This window comes from Pseudomonas sp. G5(2012) (assembly GCF_000408945.1).
Classification (GTDB): domain Bacteria; phylum Pseudomonadota; class Gammaproteobacteria; order Pseudomonadales; family Pseudomonadaceae; genus Aquipseudomonas; species Aquipseudomonas umsongensis.
In genome coordinates this window covers 114,126-137,061 of sequence record NZ_APIO01000063.1, presented here as the reverse complement: position 1 = coordinate 137,061, position 22,936 = coordinate 114,126, and the positions used below count along the sequence as shown (strand labels likewise).

The 22,936-nt window shown below is 60.5% G+C and carries 29 protein-coding genes; 8 read left to right on the top strand and 21 right to left on the bottom strand.

Going from position 1 to position 22,936, the window contains the following annotated elements:
* From PG5_RS20280 to PG5_RS20245, 8 genes are all read left to right on the top strand, one after another.
* A partial coding sequence (locus PG5_RS20280) for a response regulator (protein WP_042955552.1) occupies positions 1–630 on the top strand: 630 nt, incomplete at its 5' end.
* Between the two features lie 454 nt (positions 631–1,084).
* The gene (acnB, locus tag PG5_RS20275) at positions 1,085–3,685 is read left to right on the top strand and encodes a bifunctional aconitate hydratase 2/2-methylisocitrate dehydratase (RefSeq protein WP_020798987.1); all 2,601 of its coding nucleotides are present in this window, start codon (positions 1,085–1,087) and stop codon (positions 3,683–3,685) included.
* Between the two features lie 439 nt (positions 3,686–4,124).
* Entirely contained in the window at positions 4,125–4,334 is a 210-nt protein-coding gene (locus PG5_RS20270) for a hypothetical protein (RefSeq protein WP_020798985.1), read from the top strand.
* 631 nt (positions 4,335–4,965) lie between these two features.
* On the top strand, positions 4,966–5,709 hold the full coding sequence (locus tag PG5_RS20265) for a hypothetical protein (protein ID WP_042955551.1): 744 nt from the start codon (positions 4,966–4,968) through the stop codon (positions 5,707–5,709).
* Positions 5,710–5,716: 7 nt separating this feature from the next.
* On the top strand, positions 5,717–6,256 hold the full coding sequence (locus PG5_RS20260) for a hypothetical protein (RefSeq protein WP_042955550.1): 540 nt from the start codon (positions 5,717–5,719) through the stop codon (positions 6,254–6,256).
* Positions 6,253–6,651 (top strand): hypothetical protein, encoded by a 399-nt coding sequence (locus tag PG5_RS20255; protein WP_042955549.1) that lies wholly within the window; start codon positions 6,253–6,255, stop codon positions 6,649–6,651. The genes PG5_RS20260 and PG5_RS20255 overlap by 4 nt, the downstream gene beginning before the upstream one ends.
* Before the next feature lie 294 nt (positions 6,652–6,945).
* The gene (locus tag PG5_RS20250; RefSeq protein WP_020798982.1) at positions 6,946–7,155 is read left to right on the top strand and encodes a hypothetical protein; all 210 of its coding nucleotides are present in this window, start codon (positions 6,946–6,948) and stop codon (positions 7,153–7,155) included.
* A 79-nt stretch (positions 7,156–7,234) separates the two neighbouring features.
* A complete protein-coding gene (locus tag PG5_RS20245; RefSeq protein WP_256228446.1) occupies positions 7,235–7,552 on the top strand; it encodes a hypothetical protein in 318 nt (105 codons plus the stop codon).
* 68 nt (positions 7,553–7,620) lie between these two features.
* Here the strand turns inward: PG5_RS20245 and PG5_RS20240 are convergent, their stop codons facing one another.
* The 21 genes from PG5_RS20240 to PG5_RS20140 all read right to left on the bottom strand — a co-directional run bounded on the left by PG5_RS20240 (position 7,621) and on the right by PG5_RS20140 (position 22,919).
* Positions 7,621–8,160, bottom strand: coding sequence for a lysis system i-spanin subunit Rz (locus tag PG5_RS20240; protein ID WP_020798980.1), 540 nt, complete (start codon positions 8,158–8,160; stop codon positions 7,621–7,623).
* A complete protein-coding gene (locus PG5_RS20235) occupies positions 8,151–8,801 on the bottom strand; it encodes a glycoside hydrolase family 19 protein (protein ID WP_020798979.1) in 651 nt (216 codons plus the stop codon). Before PG5_RS20235 ends, PG5_RS20240 begins: the two co-directional genes overlap by 10 nt.
* Before the next feature lie 52 nt (positions 8,802–8,853).
* Positions 8,854–9,897, bottom strand: coding sequence for a phage late control D family protein (locus PG5_RS20230; RefSeq protein WP_020798978.1), 1,044 nt, complete (start codon positions 9,895–9,897; stop codon positions 8,854–8,856).
* 59 nt (positions 9,898–9,956) lie between these two features.
* Positions 9,957–10,163, bottom strand: coding sequence for a tail protein X (locus PG5_RS20225; protein ID WP_042955548.1), 207 nt, complete (start codon positions 10,161–10,163; stop codon positions 9,957–9,959).
* Positions 10,138–10,983 carry a phage tail protein gene (locus PG5_RS20220; RefSeq protein ID WP_020798976.1) on the bottom strand — a complete coding sequence of 282 codons (846 nt, stop codon included), beginning with the start codon at positions 10,981–10,983 and terminating at the stop codon, positions 10,138–10,140. The genes PG5_RS20225 and PG5_RS20220 overlap by 26 nt, the downstream gene beginning before the upstream one ends.
* A gap of 10 nt (positions 10,984–10,993) precedes the next feature.
* The gene (locus PG5_RS20215) at positions 10,994–14,233 is read right to left on the bottom strand and encodes a phage tail tape measure protein (protein WP_042955546.1); all 3,240 of its coding nucleotides are present in this window, start codon (positions 14,231–14,233) and stop codon (positions 10,994–10,996) included.
* Positions 14,234–14,364: 131 nt separating this feature from the next.
* A complete protein-coding gene (locus PG5_RS20210; protein ID WP_020798973.1) occupies positions 14,365–14,673 on the bottom strand; it encodes a phage tail assembly protein in 309 nt (102 codons plus the stop codon).
* 46 nt (positions 14,674–14,719) lie between these two features.
* On the bottom strand, positions 14,720–15,229 hold the full coding sequence (locus PG5_RS20205) for a phage major tail tube protein (protein WP_020798972.1): 510 nt from the start codon (positions 15,227–15,229) through the stop codon (positions 14,720–14,722).
* Between the two features lie 14 nt (positions 15,230–15,243).
* Positions 15,244–16,416 carry a phage tail sheath family protein gene (locus PG5_RS20200; RefSeq protein ID WP_020798971.1) on the bottom strand — a complete coding sequence of 391 codons (1,173 nt, stop codon included), beginning with the start codon at positions 16,414–16,416 and terminating at the stop codon, positions 15,244–15,246.
* A 99-nt stretch (positions 16,417–16,515) separates the two neighbouring features.
* Positions 16,516–16,827, bottom strand: coding sequence for a hypothetical protein (locus PG5_RS20195; protein ID WP_020798970.1), 312 nt, complete (start codon positions 16,825–16,827; stop codon positions 16,516–16,518).
* A gap of 62 nt (positions 16,828–16,889) precedes the next feature.
* Complete coding sequence (locus tag PG5_RS20190; protein ID WP_020798969.1) at positions 16,890–17,354, bottom strand: hypothetical protein; 465 nt, start codon at positions 17,352–17,354, stop codon at positions 16,890–16,892.
* A gap of 25 nt (positions 17,355–17,379) precedes the next feature.
* The gene (locus PG5_RS32935) at positions 17,380–18,144 is read right to left on the bottom strand and encodes a hypothetical protein (RefSeq protein WP_020798968.1); all 765 of its coding nucleotides are present in this window, start codon (positions 18,142–18,144) and stop codon (positions 17,380–17,382) included.
* Positions 18,145–18,149: 5 nt separating this feature from the next.
* Positions 18,150–18,836 carry a phage tail protein gene (locus PG5_RS20180; RefSeq protein ID WP_020798967.1) on the bottom strand — a complete coding sequence of 229 codons (687 nt, stop codon included), beginning with the start codon at positions 18,834–18,836 and terminating at the stop codon, positions 18,150–18,152.
* Positions 18,833–19,558 carry a phage tail protein I gene (locus PG5_RS20175; RefSeq protein ID WP_020798966.1) on the bottom strand — a complete coding sequence of 242 codons (726 nt, stop codon included), beginning with the start codon at positions 19,556–19,558 and terminating at the stop codon, positions 18,833–18,835. Before PG5_RS20175 ends, PG5_RS20180 begins: the two co-directional genes overlap by 4 nt.
* Positions 19,555–20,535, bottom strand: a complete 981-nt coding sequence (locus PG5_RS20170; protein ID WP_020798965.1) for a baseplate J/gp47 family protein — start codon at positions 20,533–20,535, stop codon at positions 19,555–19,557. Before PG5_RS20170 ends, PG5_RS20175 begins: the two co-directional genes overlap by 4 nt.
* Positions 20,532–20,858 (bottom strand): GPW/gp25 family protein, encoded by a 327-nt coding sequence (locus PG5_RS20165; protein ID WP_020798964.1) that lies wholly within the window; start codon positions 20,856–20,858, stop codon positions 20,532–20,534. Before PG5_RS20165 ends, PG5_RS20170 begins: the two co-directional genes overlap by 4 nt.
* Before the next feature lie 2 nt (positions 20,859–20,860).
* Entirely contained in the window at positions 20,861–21,070 is a 210-nt protein-coding gene (locus PG5_RS20160) for a hypothetical protein (RefSeq protein ID WP_020798963.1), read from the bottom strand.
* Positions 21,071–21,111: 41 nt separating this feature from the next.
* Positions 21,112–21,693 carry a phage baseplate assembly protein V gene (locus PG5_RS20155; protein ID WP_020798962.1) on the bottom strand — a complete coding sequence of 194 codons (582 nt, stop codon included), beginning with the start codon at positions 21,691–21,693 and terminating at the stop codon, positions 21,112–21,114.
* The gene (locus PG5_RS20150) at positions 21,690–22,253 is read right to left on the bottom strand and encodes a hypothetical protein (RefSeq protein WP_052024705.1); all 564 of its coding nucleotides are present in this window, start codon (positions 22,251–22,253) and stop codon (positions 21,690–21,692) included. The genes PG5_RS20155 and PG5_RS20150 overlap by 4 nt, the downstream gene beginning before the upstream one ends.
* On the bottom strand, positions 22,228–22,605 hold the full coding sequence (locus PG5_RS20145; protein WP_020798960.1) for a hypothetical protein: 378 nt from the start codon (positions 22,603–22,605) through the stop codon (positions 22,228–22,230). Before PG5_RS20145 ends, PG5_RS20150 begins: the two co-directional genes overlap by 26 nt.
* Positions 22,605–22,919: a DUF2190 family protein gene (locus tag PG5_RS20140; RefSeq protein WP_042955566.1), complete on the bottom strand. Its 315-nt coding sequence runs from the start codon at positions 22,917–22,919 to the stop codon at positions 22,605–22,607. Before PG5_RS20140 ends, PG5_RS20145 begins: the two co-directional genes overlap by 1 nt.
* Positions 22,920–22,936 lie beyond the last annotated feature (17 nt).

Genomic DNA, 22,936 nt, shown 5'->3' with positions numbered 1-22,936 from the left:
GAGCAGGACAATCTGCACAAGGTGTTCGATCTCTTCAGCCAGGCGGACAACCAGCATGCCAGCCATCAGCGCGAAGGCCTGGGCATTGGCCTGTCTTTGGTGCGGCAACTGGTGGAAGCCCACGGCGGTTCGGTGAATGTACATTCCGCAGGCCTGGGACGGGGATGCAGGTTTACCGTCCTGTTGCCACTGTGCCAGGCGCCACAGCACGCCAACGAGCAACCGCATGGGCCGGGTGAGTCGGGGCGACTGATCGGCCAGAAAGTGCTGCTGGTGGAAGACTCCAAGGACGTCATGGAAGTCCTGCAGACGTTGCTGGAAATGGAGGATGCTCACGTCGATGCCTTCAGCGATCCGCACAAGGCCCTGAAAGCGGCCAGGGACAGCAGCTACGACGTGATCATCTCGGACATCGGCATGCCGCTCATGAATGGCCACGAACTGATGCATGCCATTCGCCAGATCGCCCATCTCAAGCACACACCGGCCATTGCCTTGACGGGCTATGCCACCAGCAGCGACGAGAAAAAAGCCAGGCAATCGGGTTTCAATTACCACGTGAGCAAGCCAGTGTCCCACGATGACTTCCTCGACATCATTGGCGAGGCCTGTCATTCACGGCGCTTTTGAAACGCCCAAAAAAGCAATCGGCCCGGTACGTCAAAGGCACCCGGGCTAAGGCGATGAACCTGAGAGCACCGAAGGTATCCGGTGCCCAGCGTCATCGTTGACGACCATCGCGCGCAAGCTTCGCGCCTACAAGGCCGGCTATCAAGCGGCCTCGCAATCCTCAATACCTTCTCGAGCGGAGCCCGTCAGGCGCTCCGCGGTCTTCTGACGAACAAAAATCAACCATGTGTCGACAATATAGTTGCATTAAGCGAATTATCCTTTTAGATTTCGCATCTAAATAGCAATGTGTCGACAATCAATGATTTTATAGTTTTGCAGGAGCAGGTTCTTTTCGGTGCAGCCACGGGTGGTCACCCTCGGTGAAAACCGAATCCCTGCTTTTGCTTTTTTCCCGGGAATGGACTGTCCCACTACCCCACCTCGCGTGCCATTACCCCCGCAGGAGATTGCCGTGCTCCAAGCCTATGACCGTCACGTACAAGAGCGCGCCGAGGAAGGCTTGCCGCCCCTCGCGCTGAACGCCGAACAAACCGCAGGCCTGGTCGAGCTGCTGAAAAATCCCCCGGTGGGTAAAGAGACAGTCCTCGTCGACCTGATCACCCATCGCGTGCCGCCAGGCGTGGATGAAGCGGCCTATGTCAAGGCAGGCTTCCTGTCCGCCATCGCCAAGGCCGAAGCCAGATCCCCCCTGATCGACAAGCAGCGCGCTGTAGAACTGCTGGGCACCATGCAAGGTGGCTACAACATCGCCACCTTGGTCGAACTGCTGGACGATGCAGAATTGGCCGCCGTTGCCGCCGGACAACTGAAGCACACCCTGCTGATGTTCGACGCCTTCCATGACGTCGCTGCAAAAGCCAAGGCTGGCAACCCGCATGCCCAAGCCGTAGTGCAATCCTGGGCTGACGGCGAGTGGTTCACCGCCCGCCCGGCCATCGAAGAAAAGTACAGCTTGAGTGTGTTCAAGGTGCCAGGCGAAACCAACACCGACGACCTGTCCCCTGCCCCGGACGCCTGGTCGCGCCCGGACATCCCGTTGCACGCCCGGGCCATGCTGAAAATGGCCCGTGACGGCATCGTGCCGCAAGAGCCTGGCGCCATTGGCCCGCTCAAGCAGATCGACGCCGTCAAGGCCCAGGGTTTCCCGGTGGCCTACGTCGGTGACGTGGTGGGTACCGGCTCCTCGCGAAAATCGGCGACCAACTCCGTGCTGTGGTTCTTCGGCGACGACATCCCGTACGTACCGAACAAACGCGCCGGTGGTTTCTGCTTCGGTAACAAGATTGCCCCGATCTTCTACAACACCATGGAAGACGCCGGCGCACTGCCGATCGAGTTCGATGTTTCGAAACTGCACATGGGCGACGTGATCGACGTCTACCCGCACGCCGGCAAAGTCTGCAAGCACGGCACCCAAGACGTTATCACCACCTTCGAATTGAAGACCCCGGTGCTGTTGGACGAAGTACGCGCTGGCGGCCGTATCCCTCTGATCATCGGACGTGGCCTGACCGAGAAAGCCCGCGCCGAGCTGGGCCTGCCTCCTTCGGACCTGTTTAAAACGCCTGAAGCACCGGTTCAAAGCACCAAGGGTTTCACCTTGGCGCAGAAAATGGTCGGCAAGGCGTGTGGCGTGACCGGCATCCGCCCGGGCACCTACTGCGAACCGAAAATGACCACCGTCGGCTCCCAGGACACCACAGGCCCCATGACCCGTGACGAGCTCAAAGACCTGGCGTGCCTGGGCTTCTCGGCTGAGCTGGTGATGCAGTCGTTCTGCCACACCGCGGCGTACCCCAAGCCTGTTGATGTGAAAACCCATCACACCCTGCCGGACTTCATGCGCACCCGCGGCGGCGTTTCGTTGAAAGTTGGCGACGGCATCATCCACAGCTGGCTCAACCGCATGCTGCTACCGGATACCGTCGGCACCGGTGGCGACTCCCACACCCGTTTTCCGATCGGCATCTCGTTCCCGGCCGGTTCCGGGCTGGTAGCATTCGCCGCGGCCACCGGCGTCATGCCGCTGGACATGCCGGAGTCGGTGCTGGTGCGCTTCAAGGGTAAGCTGCAACCAGGTATCACCCTGCGTGACCTGGTGCATGCCATCCCCTATTACGCCATCCAGCAAGGTCTGCTGACTGTCGAGAAGAAAGGCAAGATCAACGCCTTCTCCGGACGCATCCTGGAAATCGAAGGCCTGGACGAACTGACCGTCGAACAAGCCTTCGAACTGTCCGATGCCTCGGCTGAACGCTCCGCCGCAGGCTGCACCATCAAGCTGCCTGAAAAGGCCATTGCCGAGTACCTGCGCTCGAACATCACCTTGCTGCGCTGGATGATCAGCACAGGCTACGGCGATGCACGCACCCTGGAGCGTCGTGCACAAGCAATGGAAGCCTGGCTGGCCAACCCTGAGCTGCTGGAAGCGGACGAGGACGCCGAATACGCCGAGATCATCGAGATCGACCTGGCCGACATCAAGGAGCCGGTACTCTGCGCACCGAACGACCCGGACGACGCGCGCCTGCTGTCGACCGTACAGGGCCAGGTCATTGACGAAGTGTTCATCGGCTCCTGCATGACCAACATCGGTCACTTCCGCGCTGCCGGCAAGCTGCTGGAAAAGGTCAAGGGCAGCCTCCCTACCCGTCTATGGCTGGCCCCGCCAACCAAGATGGACGCTCACCAACTGACCGAGGAAGGCTACTACGGCATTTACGACAAGGCCGGTGCGCGCATGGAAATGCCAGGCTGCTCGCTGTGCATGGGTAACCAGGCGCGAGTGCAGACCGGCTCGACCGTGGTCTCGACGTCGACCCGCAACTTTCCGAACCGACTGGGCGACGCCACGAACGTCTACCTGGCCTCGGCCGAGCTGGCCGCCGTGGCCTCGATCCTGGGCAGGCTGCCAACCTTCGAAGAGTACATGGAGTACGCGAACAACATCGACAGCATGGCGGCCGACGTTTACCGCTACCTCAGCTTCGATCAAATCGCCGAGTACCGTGAAGCGGCAGTGAACAGTCATATCCCGGTCGTCCAAGCGTAGCGCGTAATAGGCTTGGTCTTCAAAGCGCCGACAACCCTGTCGGCGCTTTGCTGATGAGCGCACCTTTTGGGACACTCATTTGTGGCCGCTTTGATGGGTTGCGGAACACATGCCAAAAATTGCGGAAACTTTCACTTTCCTGAGGGTAATAAAAAACCCCGTAGATCATTGATCTACGGGGCTATTTATAGTGGAGGCCGAGGTCGGAATCGAACCGGCGTAGGCGGATTTGCAATCCGCCAGTGAAACGCATAGTGGCTGCGGCCTGTAGCCTTTTTTAGTTCCGAAATCAACGAGAAACAGATGCTCTACAGACCGCGTAGAATGGGGGCTCGCCCTTGAGTTTAGGAACTGATTTTACCCCCCGCCCCTGGTGTTCTGCCGACCTCCGCCCACCATAGTTCCCCTGCTACGCTGAAGACTCCAATGAGGATTCGCGATGCCCAATTCAGACCTGCTCCCTTCCCTACTTTCAAAACTCAACGAAAACCAGCTCGCCCTCGAGGCTGCCATCATGGAGCTCACGCTTTGGGTTGAGCAGAGCGGCGCTGCCGATGTCGCCGACAATGTGCGCGGCGCCCTGGTCGCAATCGATCGCAATGAGGAGTTCATCAAGATGACGCTTGCGTTGATGATGACACCCGAGTGACGGCAATCAATCGCCATGCTAGCCCCTAGCACCCCACGCTGCAGGGGCGCTAAAAAGCTTTACAGATCAGCCCTTTGGAACGGCGCCCACTGCAATCGATGCCGTACCGTGCTTAACCGTGATTACGTTTCCCTGCAAAAGTCCCTACAGGCTTTCCACAAGAAAGCCCCCGCACTCCGGCGTTCTGCCGATCGAACACATCCATGCCGAACCTGATCGCGACTACTACGCTTCCCTCATCTATAGAGGAATCGCAATGCCGAACCCAGACCCGCTCCCTTCCCTGCTCTTCAAGATCAATGAAAACCAGCTCGCCTTGGAGGCCGACATCCTGGAGCTTTCGTACTGGGCTGAATAACGCGGAGCGACCGAGGTAGGTTGACTGCTAATGCCGGAATCGTCACAGACAACTCAGTCACTACACGACCACGCACGGGACCATTTTCAAAGCATGACATCGCAAAGCTACTGATTTGTCTTGCAAATCATCAAAGCCGAGTTTATATAGAGCGGCTGTGTGTGTGGATGCGCCTAGCAAATTCTACCTATAGGGTCTAGATTTGATAGAAGCTAAACAGCTGAGTCAGATGCAGATACAGCTAACCCCATAATATATTCAGGAACTTGTTTGATGATCGACTTGCAAAAAGCTTATATTTCTCAAGCTATTTACGTAGCGAGCAATGAGCTTGATAAGCGAATCAGGTATAAGCAAGAACAAGCGGAAGAGGCGTTTGGTTCTTTTATATCAGCTCAATCTCAACAAACAAATTTGCCCGACGATTTCGACCCCTCACAAGCTCGGATTATTTTTCAGTCCGGGCCAAAACAGATGGTTATCAGCCAGTTAGCATCGCAGTTATCCTTGGGTTTTGAATCCTCTGAAAAAGGCGTTGATTCACAGTTAGAAACTGTACTAAAAAACGTCAAGGAAGCCCAAAGGAAAATTGAGCAATTTAAAGGAAAGGAAAAATTAAGGGAGAATGCATTAATTATTACCCTTAGCTTTCCCTCTACTGCAAACAGAGCCGCTCTTAGCGACTTCCTCTTTAGTCGCTTCCTCAAAATGCCGAGGCTTGGCGAAGTTGCTAGCAGTTCTGTGAAAGCAGGATATTTACTGAACGATGGACATTTCATTAACATTGAAGCTGATGTTTATGAAAAGCGTGGCGGCCCTATTCAAGTTGCAGCTGGAGCTCAAATAGACTTAATGAGCCTCCCTATTATTGAAATTGGAATCAGTGTAAAAATTGATATAAACTCTAGACCAAGAGCCGATACGCCAGGCTACGTAAGTACTGGCCCCGACGAAATAATTGAGCTAATGAAGCATTATTTCCCCGGCGAAATATACAAACTACTTGAGCTGGCGTGAGGCTGTCATGACAGAATTTTTTAAAACAGTAACAACAACCGAACTAACAACACAGCCGAATATTACTGGGTTCGATATTGCAGCACAGCCGAATGTTACTGGGTTCGATTTTGTGGCGCGAGTTTCTCGCTCCACATCTTCGAGCATCACACAAATATCTACTATGGAGACACAGACGTTTATCTCTCGCATCCTCCAGCTACAGTCCGGATGGAAGCAAGACGTTGGACTTCTTAATGACGTTATTAATTGGCAACACAAAATAAATGATTTCAACTCAAGCTACGCAGCTTATCTGCTTGAGCAAATCGATGAAGATGAGTTTGATAAAGTCGCAGAAGCGATGGCTTATGAAGAGCTAGACACTTCGCCAATAGATATAGTACCCATCATCGGCCGCCTGCTAGAGCTAACAACTCTAGATTATACCCCATCAGATTTGGCGAACATGCTTCACTGCTCACAGGAGACAGTACAAGAAGCATTGGCACTCCTACCGCACCATCTAATTGATGCCCATCCTTCACTTATTGAGATTTCGGAATGAGGACATCAGCAGTTGGTGATTCAGTCGAAGGAAATGCCTTGAAGCTTCAATGTAGGAAGCTTTCTCTACAAGGCCCCATCAAAAGCAAGCATACAAAGGGCTTGGTGTTCACTTTTAAGCTTAACATCCATGGGTTTGCTACTATCACCAAAACACTTGCCGAAGCCGCAACCAAGATTTCTGATAAGTCGCTCATGAATGAGGGGGACGAAATCCATGGAGAGACAATTAATGGCTTTTCCTCAAAAGCACCTGGAAAAGAAACAGTAGATCACGCCACCAGCACTCATAAAGCGACTTTCGTTTCCACCCGAGGCCAGTCGTTTGCAACGGTAGAAATCGGGATTCGAGATCAACTCCAAGCTATTCAAAAGCGTATAGAACACAAAAAATAAGTAGGCAAAAAAATTTCCCACCCATACAAAACCCCGCAAGCTAATTATAAAGCTTGCGGTACTGGGGATCAGTGTTGCAATTCCCGCGCGTATGCCTGGCGTGCGACTAGCGCTATCAATCCTTGATTGCCTTCGTCAGTAATGGCGACAAGTCGTTGAGCATGAAATTGGGCAAGTCTGGTGCACGTTGCTTCACTCGACCGCACCGTCATCGGCAATACTGCAGCAGTACCTCCCTACCCGGAATCTCCCATCCCTTCAGTGCTACGCTCACCTCTTCACGGAGGATGCTCAATGCCAGACTCAGATCTGCTCCCTTCCCTGCTCTTCAAGATCAACGAAAACCAGCTCGCCCTGGAAGCCGCCATCCTGGAGCTTTCCAACTGGATCGAGCAGCGCGGCGCCGCTGACGTAGCCGATAACGTCCGCGGCGCCTTGGATACCATCGATAAAAATGAAGAGTTCATCAAGCTGACGCTCGCGGTGCTGATGACACCTGAGTGATCCCCTTTGCATTCCGTCGCCGCTATTCGCCATCGCACCCAGCCTAGCTTACTGTATATACAAACAGTATCCATAAGGCATGATCGTGGACCCGTACGAAATTGAGGACACCAACGACTGGCTCGGCAGCCCGACCAGTTTGGAAACCGTCAAGCATTACGCGAGCATGCTTGAGGAAGACGTCCAGGATCTAAAGCGTCAGCTGCAGGCGGCAAAGGAAAATATTTCCACCTTGGTGGAAATGAACGACCGGCTATCGATCGAACTCCAAAAGAAGCTGGCATGGGTGGCGAACCTGGAGGCGGAAAGCACCGACCAGCTTTTCAAGATCCGAAGCCTGACACTGATCCTGGATCAAAAAGAGAGGATCATTCGCGAGTTGCAAGCGGGCAGTTAGAGAGGTTGAACTGGACCATCTACAGGGGCAGTGCCCGGCTGTTGGCGCATCCGCTCCGGTCGCTATCTTCACTTAGGTGTTGAGACTTCTTTGGCATAAGCCTGGCAGCCGGCCAATGCGATCAATCCTTGGTCCCCGGCATCGGTGATGCCGATAATTCGTTGAGCATGCGCTGGGTCAAGTTGGCCTCTTGTGGGGCCATGAACCACGCCGCCGGCGCTGGCAGTGGCTGACAGCCCAGCACCGCCGAGAGGGCCGGTGGTGAGTAGGACTGACAACCGCACATCAGCAGTGGCAAGACGATCAGACAGAAGTTGCTGAGTTTTCTTTGCATCAGACAGTTCCTTGTAGTGGGTTGCATCGTTGGCCTGCAGGAGGCGCTCCAGGGCGGCGCGCTTGTCCTGCTCGATCGCCAGCTTGGCGAGGGCATCCTCGGCGCGCTTGAGCGCCACCTGGTCGACCTTGCCGGCCTGCTCGGCCAGTTCCTTACCGTACCGCCAGTCTTGCGCCACCCAGGCGCCGCCAGCGGCTGCGCCGGCGATCGCCAGCAGCACCAGGGCCACCGCCCAGCGGCGCAGCGCCGGCGGTACCAGGTCGATCAGGCGCATAGCACCGCCTTGGCCGTGGCCAACAGCTCGCGACGCTCTGCCCGGCCATTGCCGCCGCCGTTGATCACACTGCTGATGCCATCGAACAGCCCGAGGTCGGCCTTGTCGTTCAAGCCGCGATCCCACCAGAACCAGGCCGCCGACAGCGCGGCATATTCCGGCTGCTCCAGCAGCTCGGGTTGCTCGACCAAGGGCAAGCCCAGGGCCTTGCCGCACAAGCGGTAGTTGTCGCGAAAAGTGATTCCGATCAAACCGCGCGCGCGGTATTTGTAGCCGTCGCCGGACGCCTCGGGACCGTTACCGTAACGGCCGCCATAGACGCGGTTGGCCAGCTTTTCCGAGTTGCGCAAATAGCCCTTGGCAAACTCGACCTCGGCCGGATCGACGCGGCCGTTATGGTTCAGATCAAAGCCGTACTTGAACATCTGCGCGACCCGCTCGGCGTCCTTGTAGTACAGGCTTTCGCTCAGCGATCGGAGCTGCCCCGACTCGTGCCCGACCTGCGCCAGAAAAGCCGCTTGGCGCCCCGGGGTGCTGATGTCGTAGCGCGCCATGGCGCGGTTGAGCGCCGGCACAAAAATGCCCGCGACGGGGCGGGCATTGGGGAGAATGCGCAGCAACTGCGCCTCGGTGATTGGCATGAGTGAAACTCCAGACAAAAAAAGGCCGCTCGATGGCGACCTGGGGATGGGGTTACAGCTGCTCGACCCTGAGCGGCTTGTCTTCTTTTTTCTTCTTGCCGGCGGCCTTCGCCTTTCCCTTCTTGCCGCCGTTGCATTCCACCGTGGTACTCCACCCGGCCGGGGTGAATACCTGCTCCACACCGTCCACCAGGTACTCTCCATCGAGCCCGGGCTTAAAGCCCTGGGCGCTGATCGAGCATTCGGCGAACAGATCGGTACGGCCAGGCATTTCCAGACGCACCGCTGCCGTGCTGCGATTGAACGCCGCCAACCGGGCCTTGGCCGCCTGCTGGGCAGCGGTTTTGTTGGGGTAGATATGGCGGTCGGTGTGGACCGGGGGCAAGCCGTCGGGCGAATCAGCGTTGGCCACCTCGACCACCTGCAGCTCGCCGGTTTGCTTGTTCTGATGCTGGGTTTTCACCGCCCTTTGCGTGCTGCGATCGCTCAGCCGGAACTCATAGCGGCCGACGTCCGTTTTGCTGATGGTGACCAACCCCAGGGTTTTGCCGGTCACGCTCTGCCCAGCCTGCCGAGGCGTGACCAACAACTTGCCCTCGGCCACCTTCGCGGTGCTGTCGTACTGCCTGGCGAGGCGCGTGACAAAGTTAAAATCCGACTCGTTGCGCTGATCGATCCGCTCGACCTTGGAGGTGACCGGGCACACCACCTCCCAGCCATTGCGCTTGGCGATATCGCCGACGATTTGCGACAGCGGCACATTTTCCCAACTGCCGCTGCGAATGGTCTTGCCGCTGCCGCGCATGTCGCTGGCCTTGCCGCGAATCACCAACGTGTCAGGCGGCCCGGTCAATTGCACCTCATCGACCGTATAAGCCCCCATGCGCGTGAGCGCTTGCCCTTCATACCCCAGAAATACCTCGACCCGCCCGCCGCGCGCGGGCAGCGCAACGGCTTGGTCGCGGTCGTCAATGCGCAATTCGAACTCGTCCGACTCCATGCCGGGCTTGTCCGATATTCGCAACGCCAACAGGCGGTCATTGATCAGCGCGGTAATGTCCGTGCCGTCCGCCACGATTCGAAAAGTAGGGTTCATGCCTTGCTCCAGAAACGAGAAACCCCGCACTTGGCGGGGCTTCGTTACGCGTAACGCGATTAGCCGAACAACTGCAGCAGCTCGACCGCCGGCGCCGACAGCTCCGGCAAGCGGATCAGCAGGCCGGCGCGGTAGGGCTGCGCCTCCCGGGCCAGATCCGGGTTGGCCTCAAGCACGGCCTCGACGGTGCCGTTGAGGTGCCCGTAATGGTGCTGACAGATCACGTCCAGCAGATCCCCGTCAGACGTTCTGCAGGTCGTTGCCATAGCTCACAAACTCCAGTGAAAAGCCTTGTTTGCGCGGAATGCCGCCAGCCAGCAAATGGCTCTGCTCTTCCTCGATATTGACCAGGCACCAGTTGCCCAGGACCTCGCCGTAACCCGTGACCAAATTCAGCGGCTGCAGGTTGTGGCCGATGCTGCGCAGCGTGATTAACTGCTTGATCCCGCCCTTGTGCCCGGGAAAGATCGCCCCCTTGAGGGTGATCTTTTCTTCCCCCAGGCCAACGGCTTGTTGCGCCACGCTACGGCGCAGCCGCTCCTGGCCAGCCCAACGAAACGACGTTTGCCGGCGCAGCTCGTCAAAGGCTGCCGTATCAAGGTTGAAGTAATACGGCTGGTCATTGGGGTGGTGCGGCTGGATGATCAGCAGATGCGGATAAGGCGCGACCGCCTCAACCGCCGGCGTTGCCGAGCCCGCCCGGTTATCCGTGGGCAGGATGTTGGACAGCGAAGGGCTGACCATTCCCGCCACCCGGCTGGCTTCCGAGGTGACCTTGCTCGCCAACTGCTTGAAAGTCCCCAGCCGTTCCTGCACCTGACCGGCGGCCGCCACGCCCCGGCCATAGGTCGACGCCACTTGCCCCACGCGGGACTGCGCGACGTTGATACTGCGCACCACCCGCCCCAGCTTGGCGCCGACCTCCGGCGGCACAAAGGGGATGTTTTCCAGCTCCGAAGCGGCGCCCGTGATGCTGCCAATCGCGCCGTTAAGCGGCCCTAGCATGCCGTCAAGATCCTTACGCCCTGCCTCCCCGGCCGCCACCAACCCCGTGAGGGTCGATTGCAGCTGCTCCATATAGGCCATCGGAACCCCCTTAGACGTGTGGTTGATCGAACAGTTGAGTGGAGGACATGCGCGCCGCGACATCGCGCTGGAATGTGTCCCACAGCCGCCGCAGCGGCGGCTCCAGTTCGCGCACCAACTGCTCAGGGTCCTTCACATCGCCATGCACAGTGATCGGAATATTCGGCGCGAAGGTAAAGGCCTGCTCCACCTTCGGCGCCGGCACCTTCACCGGCTCGGCCTTGGCCGGTTTGGCCACCTCAGGAAATAGCGGTGCCGGCGGCACGGCCTTGGCCATGTCACGCACCACATCACCCAGCGAGCCCGGGGCCGGGCTGGCCAATGGCACCCGGACTTCTGGACCGTGTGCCCCCCGATCGGCAGCGGGCGAACGCTCCCGATTGGCGATCGCTACAGGCACCACCAACTGCGCCTTGGCCACCGACTCACGCGGCGCCGGCAGGACGGTCGACTTGAACACTGCCCCTGCAGGCGCCGGCGTGCCGGTCTTGCCCAGGTCACGCACGGCATCACCCAGGGCCGGCGGCGCTGCCGGTACCGGATTGGCCACCGGCAACAGTGCCCGGTTGTCGATCGCTGCAGGCACCACCAATGGCGCCTTGGCCGCCAGCTCGCGCGGTACCGGCAGGACGGTCGACTTGACCAATTCACCTGCAGGCGCCGGCGTGCTGGTCTTGGCCAGGTCGCGCACGGCATCGCCCAGGGCCGGCGGCGCTGCCGACACCGAATCGGCCACCGGCAACAGTGCCCGGTTGTCGATCGCTGCAGGAATCGCCAACGGCGCCTTGGCCGCCTCAGGCGCAGACGGTGCGGCCGGGACACGCAAGGCGTCGCCGATCGCCGGCGCTGCATCTTGAGCAGGGGCCAACGTTACGCGTAACGCCTCGGCAGGTGCCGGCGGCGCTTCCGCGTCGGTCTTGGCCTCCCCTTCGGGCTGATCCTCCGCGAACAGCCGCTTACCCAGCCAGCCGCCGAGCGATTCACCGCCCAGCCCGCCCAGGACGGCCCCCACGGCACCACCGACCGCCGTACCGATCACCGGCACGACCGAACCAATGGCGGCCCCGGCGGCAGCGCCGGCGAGCGTACCCGCCAAACTACCGCCGGCTGCACCGTAACCCTCGGCCTTTTCGTCTTGGGTTTTCGCGTTCACCGCCACATCAAGCGCGGTTGCGCCGGCATCCATGAAACTGCCACCAGGCAAACGCTTGGCGAGTCCTGTCACGCCGCGCAGCGAGCGCGCCACCTTGCCCAAGTCGTTGGTGCCGACGAACGACGCCGCCGCAGCCAACAGCCGGGGCTTGGCTGCAGGCGCCTTGGGTGCCTCGACCGGCGTTGGCCGAACCGTGGCGCCTATGGCACCCACGCGCCGACGCGCACGCTGGCGACTTCTCCGGCTGCCCTTGGCAGGCTCTGCATGGGCGCTATTAGCAACGCTTGAGCCGATCCCACCGAAGGCATCGGCATTGACCACAAAAACGCGCTGCAGGTCTTTGCCGCCGGCCTCTGCCTCATTGGCCGGCGCTGGACCGGCCGAGGCGCCAAACACCTTGCCCAACACACCAATGCCGGTATCGACCACCTTGTTGCCGGTCTTGGGCAGATCGATCGGGGCACCATCGCCCCGATCAGCGCGGCCGCCGAACCGCTCCAGGCCACGACCGCGCGCGATGTTGACCACCCCACGGCCGATTTTTAACCCGCTGGAAACCGTCAGGAAGGCGCCCACCGCCGCCACGATGCCGGCCATGCCGAGCACCACCGGCTGCGCGTTGTCCGATAGCGAGGTCAGACCACGGGCTACCCAGGTCAGGCCCTGGGCCGCTGCATCCGTTGCCGGGCGGATGGCATCGCCGATGCTACGCATCGAGTCGTCCACCGCCTGGCCCAGCTCCGACCAGTGCTGCGCCGACGTCTCGCGCCGCTCGGCCAGGTTCTTGTCGAGAATCCCGGTCGCCTTCTGCGAGTCGGCTTTCAGCTCGTTGTACAGCCCCCGATTCTGCGCGTAGGCCGTGAGCGCGGCCTTGACTTGCATGTCAGCGAAGATATCGCCGGTGCGCAGGGTCTTTTCCAGGGCATCGAGCGCGGCCCGGGCTTTCTCCGGGTCAACTTCCTTGTCGATGCCGGCCTGGGCATCCTTCATTTTTTTGGCTTTGGCCGGGTCGGTCGCTACGACGTATTTCAACGCCAGGGCCATGGACGACTCCAGCGCGCTCATGCCCTTCTGAATGCCGGTATTAAGCGAGCCTTGATAGTCAATCCCGGCGTCTTTGTAGGCCTTGACCACGTCGCCGGAACCGATTTTCTCCATCCAGTTCTTGAGGTTGTTGGCCGCCTCGTCCGAACTGCCGGCCGTCCTCATCTGCACCTGCAGCATCGCACCCAGGGACGTGACCGCATCCATGCCGGTGCTGCCGTTTTTCTCCATCGACGCGAGCAGTTGCGGGAACCACTTGGCCATGTCACTGGCCTCAAAGCTGCCCGCCTGGCCTTGAAAGGCGATCGCCTCCAGGGCCTGCTGCATGACACGCGGGTCGTTGATCTTGGCGTTTTGCTGCAGCGCCATGATCATGCTGGCTGTGTCGACGCCCGACGCCCCTTGGCCAATGGCGAACTTGGCCGCCGTCGGCGCGTAGGACATGGCCTTGTCCAGCTCCATGCCGGCGCCGACCAACTGATTGACCAGATCCGCCACGTCATTGCGCGACATGCCCGTGTCTTTCGACGTGTCGATCACCGTCCGGATTAGCTGGGCTTCCTCCGGCTTGTTGGCAATGTCCGCCTTGATCGCGATGTCACGAATGATCGCCTGATAGGTCGCGCTGATCTTGGTGGGAACCGCCGTCAGGCCGGCACCGACGACAGCGGCGCCGATGTTCGACTTGAGCGAAGACTTGCCGGCCTGCAGTTGCTGGTGACCCTTCAACTGCAGATCGGCGGCCCTGGCCTCGCGACCTAAACGCTGATACTCGCGACCCAGGCGGCCAACCTCGACCCCTTGCTTGCGCAGTGCGTCAAGGTTGGTATTGAGCTTGCCCAGCAGACCGCCAGCCGAGGCGGCCCCGCTGTCGTGCGCACGCTTCCATTCCTCGCGCAGCTTGATGGTTTCGCCAATGGTGCTTTTCAGCACCTTGGCCTTGTTGCCTTTGGTCTCCAGCTTCTGAATGCCGCTTTCAACCGTCTTAAACGCGGTGCCGACCGATGAAGCGACGGCACCGCCAATGACCAGCATCAAAGGCTTAAGAGCCATTGCTTACCCCCTTGCCGGCTCAATCCGTGAGCCACCAGACCATATCTGCATAGGACATGGTCAAGATTTCAGCGGCCGAGAAATTGAGCTCGGCCGCCAGCCGCTTGGCCGCACGTTTTTGCGTGTCCGGATTAAAGCTCGTCGCCATACACCAGGCGAAAATAGCCGTCCTGCAGGCGGGTGTAGTCCTTGTAAGCCAGACCGTCCAGATCCTTCACGCCGACCTCGGCCAGCGAGGCGAACAGGTTCATTTCGCGTTCTTCCTCGTCGCCATTGGCGACCTTCGAAGCGTTGCGGACGTCGCGCACGGTCGGCGCGCGCAGGGTGATTTGATCCTGGGTGATGCCGTTCAGCTCGGCCGGCTTGGTCAGGGTGACAGTCACGCGATCCGCTTCCAGCTTGATGTACTTCGGCAGTGGCTTCGGTTGTGGCTTGCTCATGACAGGGTGTCCTTGATTCAAAAGGGTATGCGAAAAGATTGGGGGGTTACAGGCCGAGGTCGCGGCGCTGGCTGGCCAACTGGTCGACGCCGTTAATCACGCGCTTCATGCCCGCCGGGTCGATCTCGTAGATCAGTTCGCCGCCGACTTCGAGCTTGTAATAAGTCACGGCAATGGCGTGCTTGATCTCGGCCTTATCGCCGGCCTTCCAGTCGCCCATGTCGACCTCTTTCAGCATGCCGCGCTGGGTGACCACGACCGCCTTGGTCTCACCCTTCTGGCCCTTGAAAGAGCCCCGGAACGTGCCGTTGAAGGCGTTACCGTCGGCCAGGCCGAAGAACTTCAACGACTCTTTGCGCACGCCGGTGGTGGTGAAATTGGACTCCATTTTTTCCATGCCCATGTCCAGATCGATCGGCATGTCCATGCCGCCGGCGCGGTGCTCTTCGGTCTTGAGCGTGAGCTTGGGCAGGGTCAGGCTCGGCACGTCGCCTTGAAAGCTCATGCCGTCGACGAACAAGTTAAGGTTTGCCAGTGTTTCGGGAATCATTGCCATGGGTTAAGCGCTCCTTATGCGACTTGATCGAGGACTTCGGTCAGCCATTGGTTGGTGACTTCGATACGGAAATTCGGGTTTTCAGCCGGCGGAACGTCGGTAAAGCGAATGTTCCAATAGACCTTGCCCTGCTCCAGCTGGCTGGCCGTGTTGAGCGCGGGGTCGGCATAGACCTCAAAGTTGATGATTGCGCCCTGGGCTTTCAGGTCGCGCATAAAGGCCTGCAGGCCCTCGGTGACGTCGCGGATGTAGGTCGAAGTAATCGCGCGGTCGACTGCCCACTTGTGCCCATACAGGATGGCGTCCATGACGATATCCATGGTGCGCACGCGGGTTACAAACTTCCATTTCTCATCGCTGGACAGGGTGCGGTTGCCCCACAGACGGAAACCGTCATCGCGGATGATGGTCGCGATCTTGGCGTTGTTCAGCAGGTTGGCCCGGCAGGTTTCGTCGCCGTCCAGATACTCGATAGCGCGCGTGGTGCCGGTGATACCGACAAACTCCTTGTTCGACGGCGAGGCCCAAAAGCCGTATTCGGTATCGGTGTAGGCGAACAGACCCGCCGCCCAGGCCGACGCCGGCGCGTCCACGGTCTTGCTGGTCAGGGTGTCCCATACCTGCACACCCGGGTCGACCATAAACAGGCGCTTGGAGCCAAAGAGGCCGGCGTAGGTGGTGGCCGCTTCGTCGGTCGTGCCCGGCCCGTCAATAATGCCGATCGCGCGCAGCTTGCCGGCCAGCGCGTCGATGGCGGTGGCGACCGCCTGGGTGGCACTGTGCTTAGGCGCGATGATCAGCCGCGGCTGAGCGTTGAACCGGCTCTTGCCATCGAGCAACGCCTGCAGGCCGGTACGCTTGCCGCCGACCTGGACGCCGCCAATGATCGAGGACGTCTGTGCGGCCGCGTCGACGGCCTTGGCCACACCCGACGCGACGATCACCGCCCGGGCGCGGGTGTAGATCGCCTGACACGACTTGGTAATAGCCGAGTCAGGACCGAAGGCGGCAATCGCCTCGCGCTCGTTGGTGATCAGCACCAAGTCGCCGGCCTTGGCCGTGGCGTTCGCGCCCTCGGTGAAGGTGTCGACCAAGCCAATGATCGAAGAAGAAGGCAGCGCGATGTTGCGCGCGCCGGTGTCGACGTTCGTTACGGTAACGCCGTGAAAGAAACCAGATGCGGCCATTTGAAACTCCAGAAAGCACAAGGCCGCGACAGGCGCGGCCAAATGAAAACGAAAACGCCCCGACTAAGTGGGGCGACTGGTGGGGTGGTGCGGGTCCGGTCAGAGCAACAGCGGCACCAGGCAGGCCAGCGCCAGGCAGGACACCACCGGGAACAGCAGATCAAGCCGGCCGTCTCGCGACCACATTCGAATGTCCAGGGCGCTGTACCAAGGCAGCTCGCTTAGCGTCACGCCTTGCGCCTTGGCGATGGTGCGCTGGGCCTGGGTGAACTCACGACCGGCAAAAAAGGCGATGCCGGCAGCAGCGCCGACCCATTGCCCACTGGGCACGCCCAGCAGGAAAAAGGCCAGCCACAGCACGGCCATGATCAGCACGGCGCACAGCGCGTGCTCGATGTTGGTTCGATTCAAAGCATTGTCTCCAGGCAAAAAAAAGCCGCTTAGCGGCCTCGGGGTGCGGGTGAAGGGATTGATTAGGCGGCGTTGCCGACGCCCTCGATACTGGCGCGAATGGCCGCCATCGCTTCGTCAGCCAGCGCCTCGGCGGCGTCGTGGCTCACTGCCTTGAGCACCCGCTGCTTGCCCTTGAGGCGGGCCGCGCGAATCGCATACAGCGCCGCTTGCCAGGCATCGGCCTCGGCGATGATGCTATCGGCCGCCGCTTGCGGCTCCAGCTCGGCCGCATCGGCCCAAGCCTGCACCGATGGCGGCATGTCGCCGACGTAGCCTGCAGCGGCGAAGGCCCTGGCCTCGGCAGCCGCGCGCTCGTACTCCAGGGCGCGCAATGAGCCGCCAATGACAGCGACGCGCGCAGCGTCTGCCGCCTCGTCGATTTGCTTCGCCGCGACGCTCAGTGCCGCCGCCAATGGCAGCGCAGAGAACACAAAGCCAATCAAGGATTGGCCGTTGTAAATCACGTTCAGGTTTTGCTTTTGCATGGTTTGGTCTCCGAGCGATCGCGAGTTACAGCGACGGCAAGCTGGTCAGGACGTTGTTGAGGGTCTTGGGATCGGTGCCAGCAACCGTAACGCTGCTGATGTACTTGCCACCCATGTCGCCCGGGAAGGTGACCGCAGAACAGCCCAGCACCACAGCAGAGGCGGCCGTACCCACCAGCGCGCCGTAAAAGTCGGCAGCCTTGGTCACTACCAACGCTTCCAGCATCACGCCGATTACCGGGGGCAGCGATGAACCGGAGTTGGTTTTGATAAACGAGTTCAGGCGGGTCGTGACCGGCGCCGGGACCACACCCGCTACCGAAGGCAGCTCGATGTTGCAGCTGCGGATTTCGATGTTGCTGCCCGCGCCATACAGCAGGAATCCGCCCAGCGCGGTAATCGTGTTGTCGTTGGTCGAGTAGTATTTGGGCTTCAATTTCGGCGTGATGCCAGAGGTAACGGCCGTCCAGCCGTAAATCTCCAGATACGCACAGGCCACCGAAACAGGACTATCGAGAACGTAGTCGTTGGTCAACATCACGACGCACCAGCCGTTAGTTGGTGTCGACGCAATGGCCTTGTCAATCGTCCGGAATGGCGCCTCCTTGACGTTGCCGGCGTTGGTATCAAGGCCCAGCACCTGATCGACAAACCAGATTTTTTTGCCCGACGGAATCGCCGTGATTGCTGCGGCTACCGCCGCGTTGATTTCGTTTTTCTTGCCGGTGAAGGTGGCGACCAGGGCATTGCTAGCCGATACCAGATCGGCAATCTGCGATTCGAGACTCATACGGCTCAAACTCCAAGGGTGGTTTTAGAGAAAAGGTTTTGCAGGTTGATTAACCCGGTGGCGTTGGCCACGATGGCGGTCAACAGGCCTTCGCGATCCGCGTCCTGACGCAGCTCGGCGGCCTTCATTCGGTCCATCAGATTGATGATTTGTTGACCTTCCAACTGGTGCAGCTTGGCCTGACTGTCGAGCGCATCCTGCTGCTGGACACCGCGTAGCATCTCGGCAATTTGCGCCGAAGCCAGCGCGGCCAGTTCTTCCGAAAGCGTCAGATTCAGCCCGGCACCGGTTGAGGTAATCGTGACGCTACCCGGCGGCAACGCGGTCAATGACAGGTCATACGCCAGCAGCAAGTCGGCATCGGCCGGCTTGAAAGCCAACGGGTCGCCAGTACTCGACCACACGGCCAGCAACGTGCCGTCCGACAGTAGAAAGCCAATCTCTCGCACCCAGATGGCCAGCGGCCCGTCCGCCAGCGCCGTAACGTGCAACAGGGTTTCGCTCAGTTTTTCCCCATCAGAGACAGGAAACTTGGCCACCTGGGCGCGCAACGCGGTTTGCGTGTTGACTGGCGTATAACCGGCCGTCCCCACCACCACATGGGTGATTTCAGCGGCCAAGCCGGTTTTGTCTTTGCGCCAGATAGCACTCAAGCCGGCCTTGGTGATTACAGGTTGTAACGCGGTACTCATAAAACAGCCTCCATAGTGGCCCTGACAACGATTAGGGTCCGGGCGGCATTCGCCACCGCAAAGCTCTGCTCCACCTGTCCCGGCACAGCCTGCAAATCAGCGGTTTGGCGAATGACACAGCGCACGTCTGTAGCGTTGCCCAGCCCCATGGGTTGCTCCAAGGTGTCCGGCTGAAGCGGCAACGGGTCAAGCGTGCGCCGATCCAATGACTGCACTTGGCTGGCATTGGCCAGCCCTAGCGCATCGTCGAACCGCGCCCCGAGCCTGAGCTTGTAGTGGCTGCGCTCGTTCTTGGTCGCGTCGACCAGGGCACGCAGACGCTGGAACAGTTGCGGGGACAGAATCGACCCCTCGCCGGCGCGGTTGTCGTTCGCCCAAGCGATCAGCTCAAAGGTGTAAGGCACAGCCCCCGGAATTTGCGTCCATTCCTTGTAATCTGCGGTCACCCCGACCGCCTTCAGCACCCGTCGGATCGCGCCGACCGTGCCCTTGTGCTTGTGAATCGGTATCGACTGGCGGATCAGCGCCCGCTGCTGTTCTTCCGTCTCGGCGGCGTCCCAGCCTTCGACCGACATGGCCCAAGCGAGCCAGGGCAAAAAGTCGACCGGACACCGCGCCGAGTCGGCCACCCCGCGAATGATCTCGGGATCGACCCCAAGATCACTGGCGGTGGCCAACGCCCTTTCCAACGGCGTGCTGTTATGCGGCAGTAGTTGGCTCATGCGACCACTACCCCTTTAACGTCGATGCCCACGCAGCTCGGGTAATGACGCTTGTCGCTCAGCACATCCGCCGTCGGGGCCGTAAGCACCACACGCCGCACACCCGAGACGTGCAGCGCGCCGTAGATCGCCGACAGGGACAGCTCCCCCTCCAGATCCCGGGCCGCCGCAATCACCGCCGCCAATTTGGCCTTGGCCGCCGCCACCACTAACGGCAACGACGGGCCATCCAGCACCTCCAGCTGGGCGATTACGTGATACTCATCCGGTTGCCCCAGCAGACTGCGGGGGCGGTCCGTGATGGGCCTCACATCCTCGTTGGCCACGGCCTTTTGCACGGCCGCCACCAGGGCCGTCGGATCGGCCGTGCATTCCACAATCGGCAGCACCGCCAGCGACACGTCACCCGGCAAGGGATTGCTCAGGCCGGCCGCGTAATCGCACACCAGCACGATCGCCCCGGGCGGCAACAGCGCCCGAACCTCTGCGCTGACCTCGGCCGCCTTGAAGGTCGGAGAGTCCACCGAGACACTGGCCACGTCGGCCGAGGCGGTTAACGCGTGGTACTCGTACGCGCCACGACCGCCGGCCACTGAAAGACGCTCCAGGGAAAGCCGCGTGCGGTACAAGAAGTCATCGTCTTTTTCCATGACGGCCGCCACCGGCGGCACCGCGTCCGGGTCAGCCGGCACCAGCACTAAACGCTGCACATCGAAGTCGGCCGCGCGGTTGTCCAGATCGGCACCCCGGGCATAAGCCAGCAAGCTGGCCTTGGCCGCCGCATTGATCCGGGCACGGCCGAGCATTTTTTGATAGGCCGCCACTTCCAGCAGCTTGACCACCGGGTCGGACTCCAAAACGGCCGTCCACTGGTCACCCATGTGCGCGCGAAAGTCGCCAAGGATCTGCTGATACAGCGTTTCAAATTCCAGCGTTTCCACCACGTCGGGCGGGGGCAGCAAAGAAAGATCGATCATGCGCTTACCTCCACTACGGCAGCATTGCCCAGGTATTCGCCGGTTAACTCCAGGCTGATCTGACCGCCGACAACAGCCGTCACCCGTACCCGCTCCAACTTAAAGCGCGGCTCCCAACGTCCCAGCGAGCGCGCGACCTCGGCCTGTACAGCGCTTTTCCAACCCTCGCTAACCGGCAAGTCGACGTAACGGCGCAGCTTGCTGCCGTATTCCGGTTTCATGCGTCGGCTGCCGATCGGCGTGGTCAAAATGTCCTCGATCGACTGTCGCAAATGATCGAGGCCCGTGATTGGCTGTCCTGTTCGGCGATCCAGGCCAATCATGGCTAGCCTTCCAGGCGCTGCAGCTCGGCATGACCGGCCAGGTACTCCAGCGCCTCGGCGTCGTCGCCCTGGACCGTCACGCGGTGGCCCACAACCTTGAATTCGCGCAGCCCCTCGCCGCTCGCCAGGAACAGCGAGCGCGAGGCGTACAGGCTGTCGGCAAAGGTCACGTCCGCCGGCGCACCAGGCGCAGCGGGTTTCTTGGTACTCATAAGGATTCTCCAGAAAAGACAAAGCCCGCCGAGGCGGGCTGTCAGTGCTTGTGATTGGGCGTGTTGCCCGTCGTATCGATGATCGAGCCATCGCCGCGAATATCGCCCGTTACGCGTAACGGGCCGTCAATCACCACCGCCCCTTTCAAGGTGATGCTGGCCGCCTCGACCGTGGCGGTCGTCGTCTTGGCAGTGATTGCGCTGTCAGTTGCCACCACTTCGGTGCCGCCGACCTTGACCGCCACCGTACCGCTGGGCAGCGTGATGGTGTAGCTATGGGCCGCCCAGTCGTAGACCAGCGAACCACCATCATCGAAACGCCACACCTCGACATGATCGCGATTGTCCGGCTGGGCGCCGGCATCGCCATACAACCCAGGAACAAAGGTGCCCTGCGCGGGATCACCGCTCGGGCTGATTAACGCGCCCTGCTCGCCCAGGCTCGGCGCACGCCAATGGCGGGCCTTGCCAGCGGCCAGGGCATGCCAGCGCACCCAGGCGCTGGTCCAGTTGCCGCCATCGGATACCCGCACCATGCCGGGCACCAAAGCCACCGCCACAACGCGACAAGGGATCACCAGGCCGGCCAGCATGCGGTCATGCTCGGCGCTCGCATAGCTCATGCCATGGCCTCCGGGGCTTGGTAGTGCTGCTCATTGCCTGCCCCGGTGTCAGGATCAAACGCAAACAGCAGCGAGCCGGGCGGCTCATTCTCCCAAGGCCAAGCGGTGTCACCCAGATAGATATCTTGGTGCCACAGCACCGACCAGCCCGTGCATCGGGCCAGCTCGGGGATGATTTCCGACGGCATGGCCTGCACGTCCCGCACCTGATCGACAAAGTCGACGTTCCAATACTGCTCGTCCAGCAACTGCATCAGCTTGGCCGCCAGAACGGCCGCCTGCAGCGGCGCCATCTTGCGTTTCGACTCGACCAGAATGCAGGCCTCAAACGTCGCCTTGACGCACAGCCGGCCGTCTCCTGGCTTGGTCGCCGGCGCCACGCCTGTCATGGCGTACAGCAGCGCCGGCAGCTTCATACCCTCTTTCAGGACCGGATACGCCTCGACGTGCTCGATCTGCGGCAGCGCCGCTTTCATGGCTGCCGTCATCGCGTCATGCAACACACTCAGCTCAGTCGGCACAGGGGCCGGCTCGCTAGAAGATGTCTGCTGTTCGCTCATGGTCTACCTCCAGCACCAGGGCAACCATGCCGTCGCCGGTAGGCTCAGGCCGCACCACCCGATAACGCCCGCCACCCTCAGCAGGCGGCAGCTCAATGGTCAGCACCGATTCATTGGGCAAGCGCGCCACGTCTGCAGCCAGCACAGAGAAACGCGGCTCGCCCAATTCTGCGGCGTCGACCGCCGTGGCCAGGCCCTTGCCGCTCTTGCCGCCCACCTGAGGGTCAAGGAATGGGTTTTCGAAGGTGCCCATAACTTCAGTACCGTCATCGAGCGTTGCGCGGTCGCCCAGGCGCTGCAGAATGCGCGTGCTCAATACCGCCATGCGCTCGCGAAAGCTCGGGCGGGCCATTACTGAACGATCAGCACTTCGGCAAAGCCGTTGAGCGTATCGCTCAGCAACTTGCCGTAAGGCGCCGAATCGGCAGTATCGGCGGCGACCAGGGCGCCATTGAGCACGCTGACATTGGCGCCGGCCTTGAGGCCAGCGGCCGCCGGTACGCTCCAGGCGCTACAGGTGCGATAGGTGATCACCGTACCCTTGGGGCCGGACTGCAGCGGCATGACCGCCAGATCACCGATAACCTGAGGCACACCAGCGACGGAGCCGCCAGTAGGGGCCGGCAAGCTGATGCTGTCGCCGGCACTAACGTAGTTCTTGGCCATGGCCATTTTCTCCTATC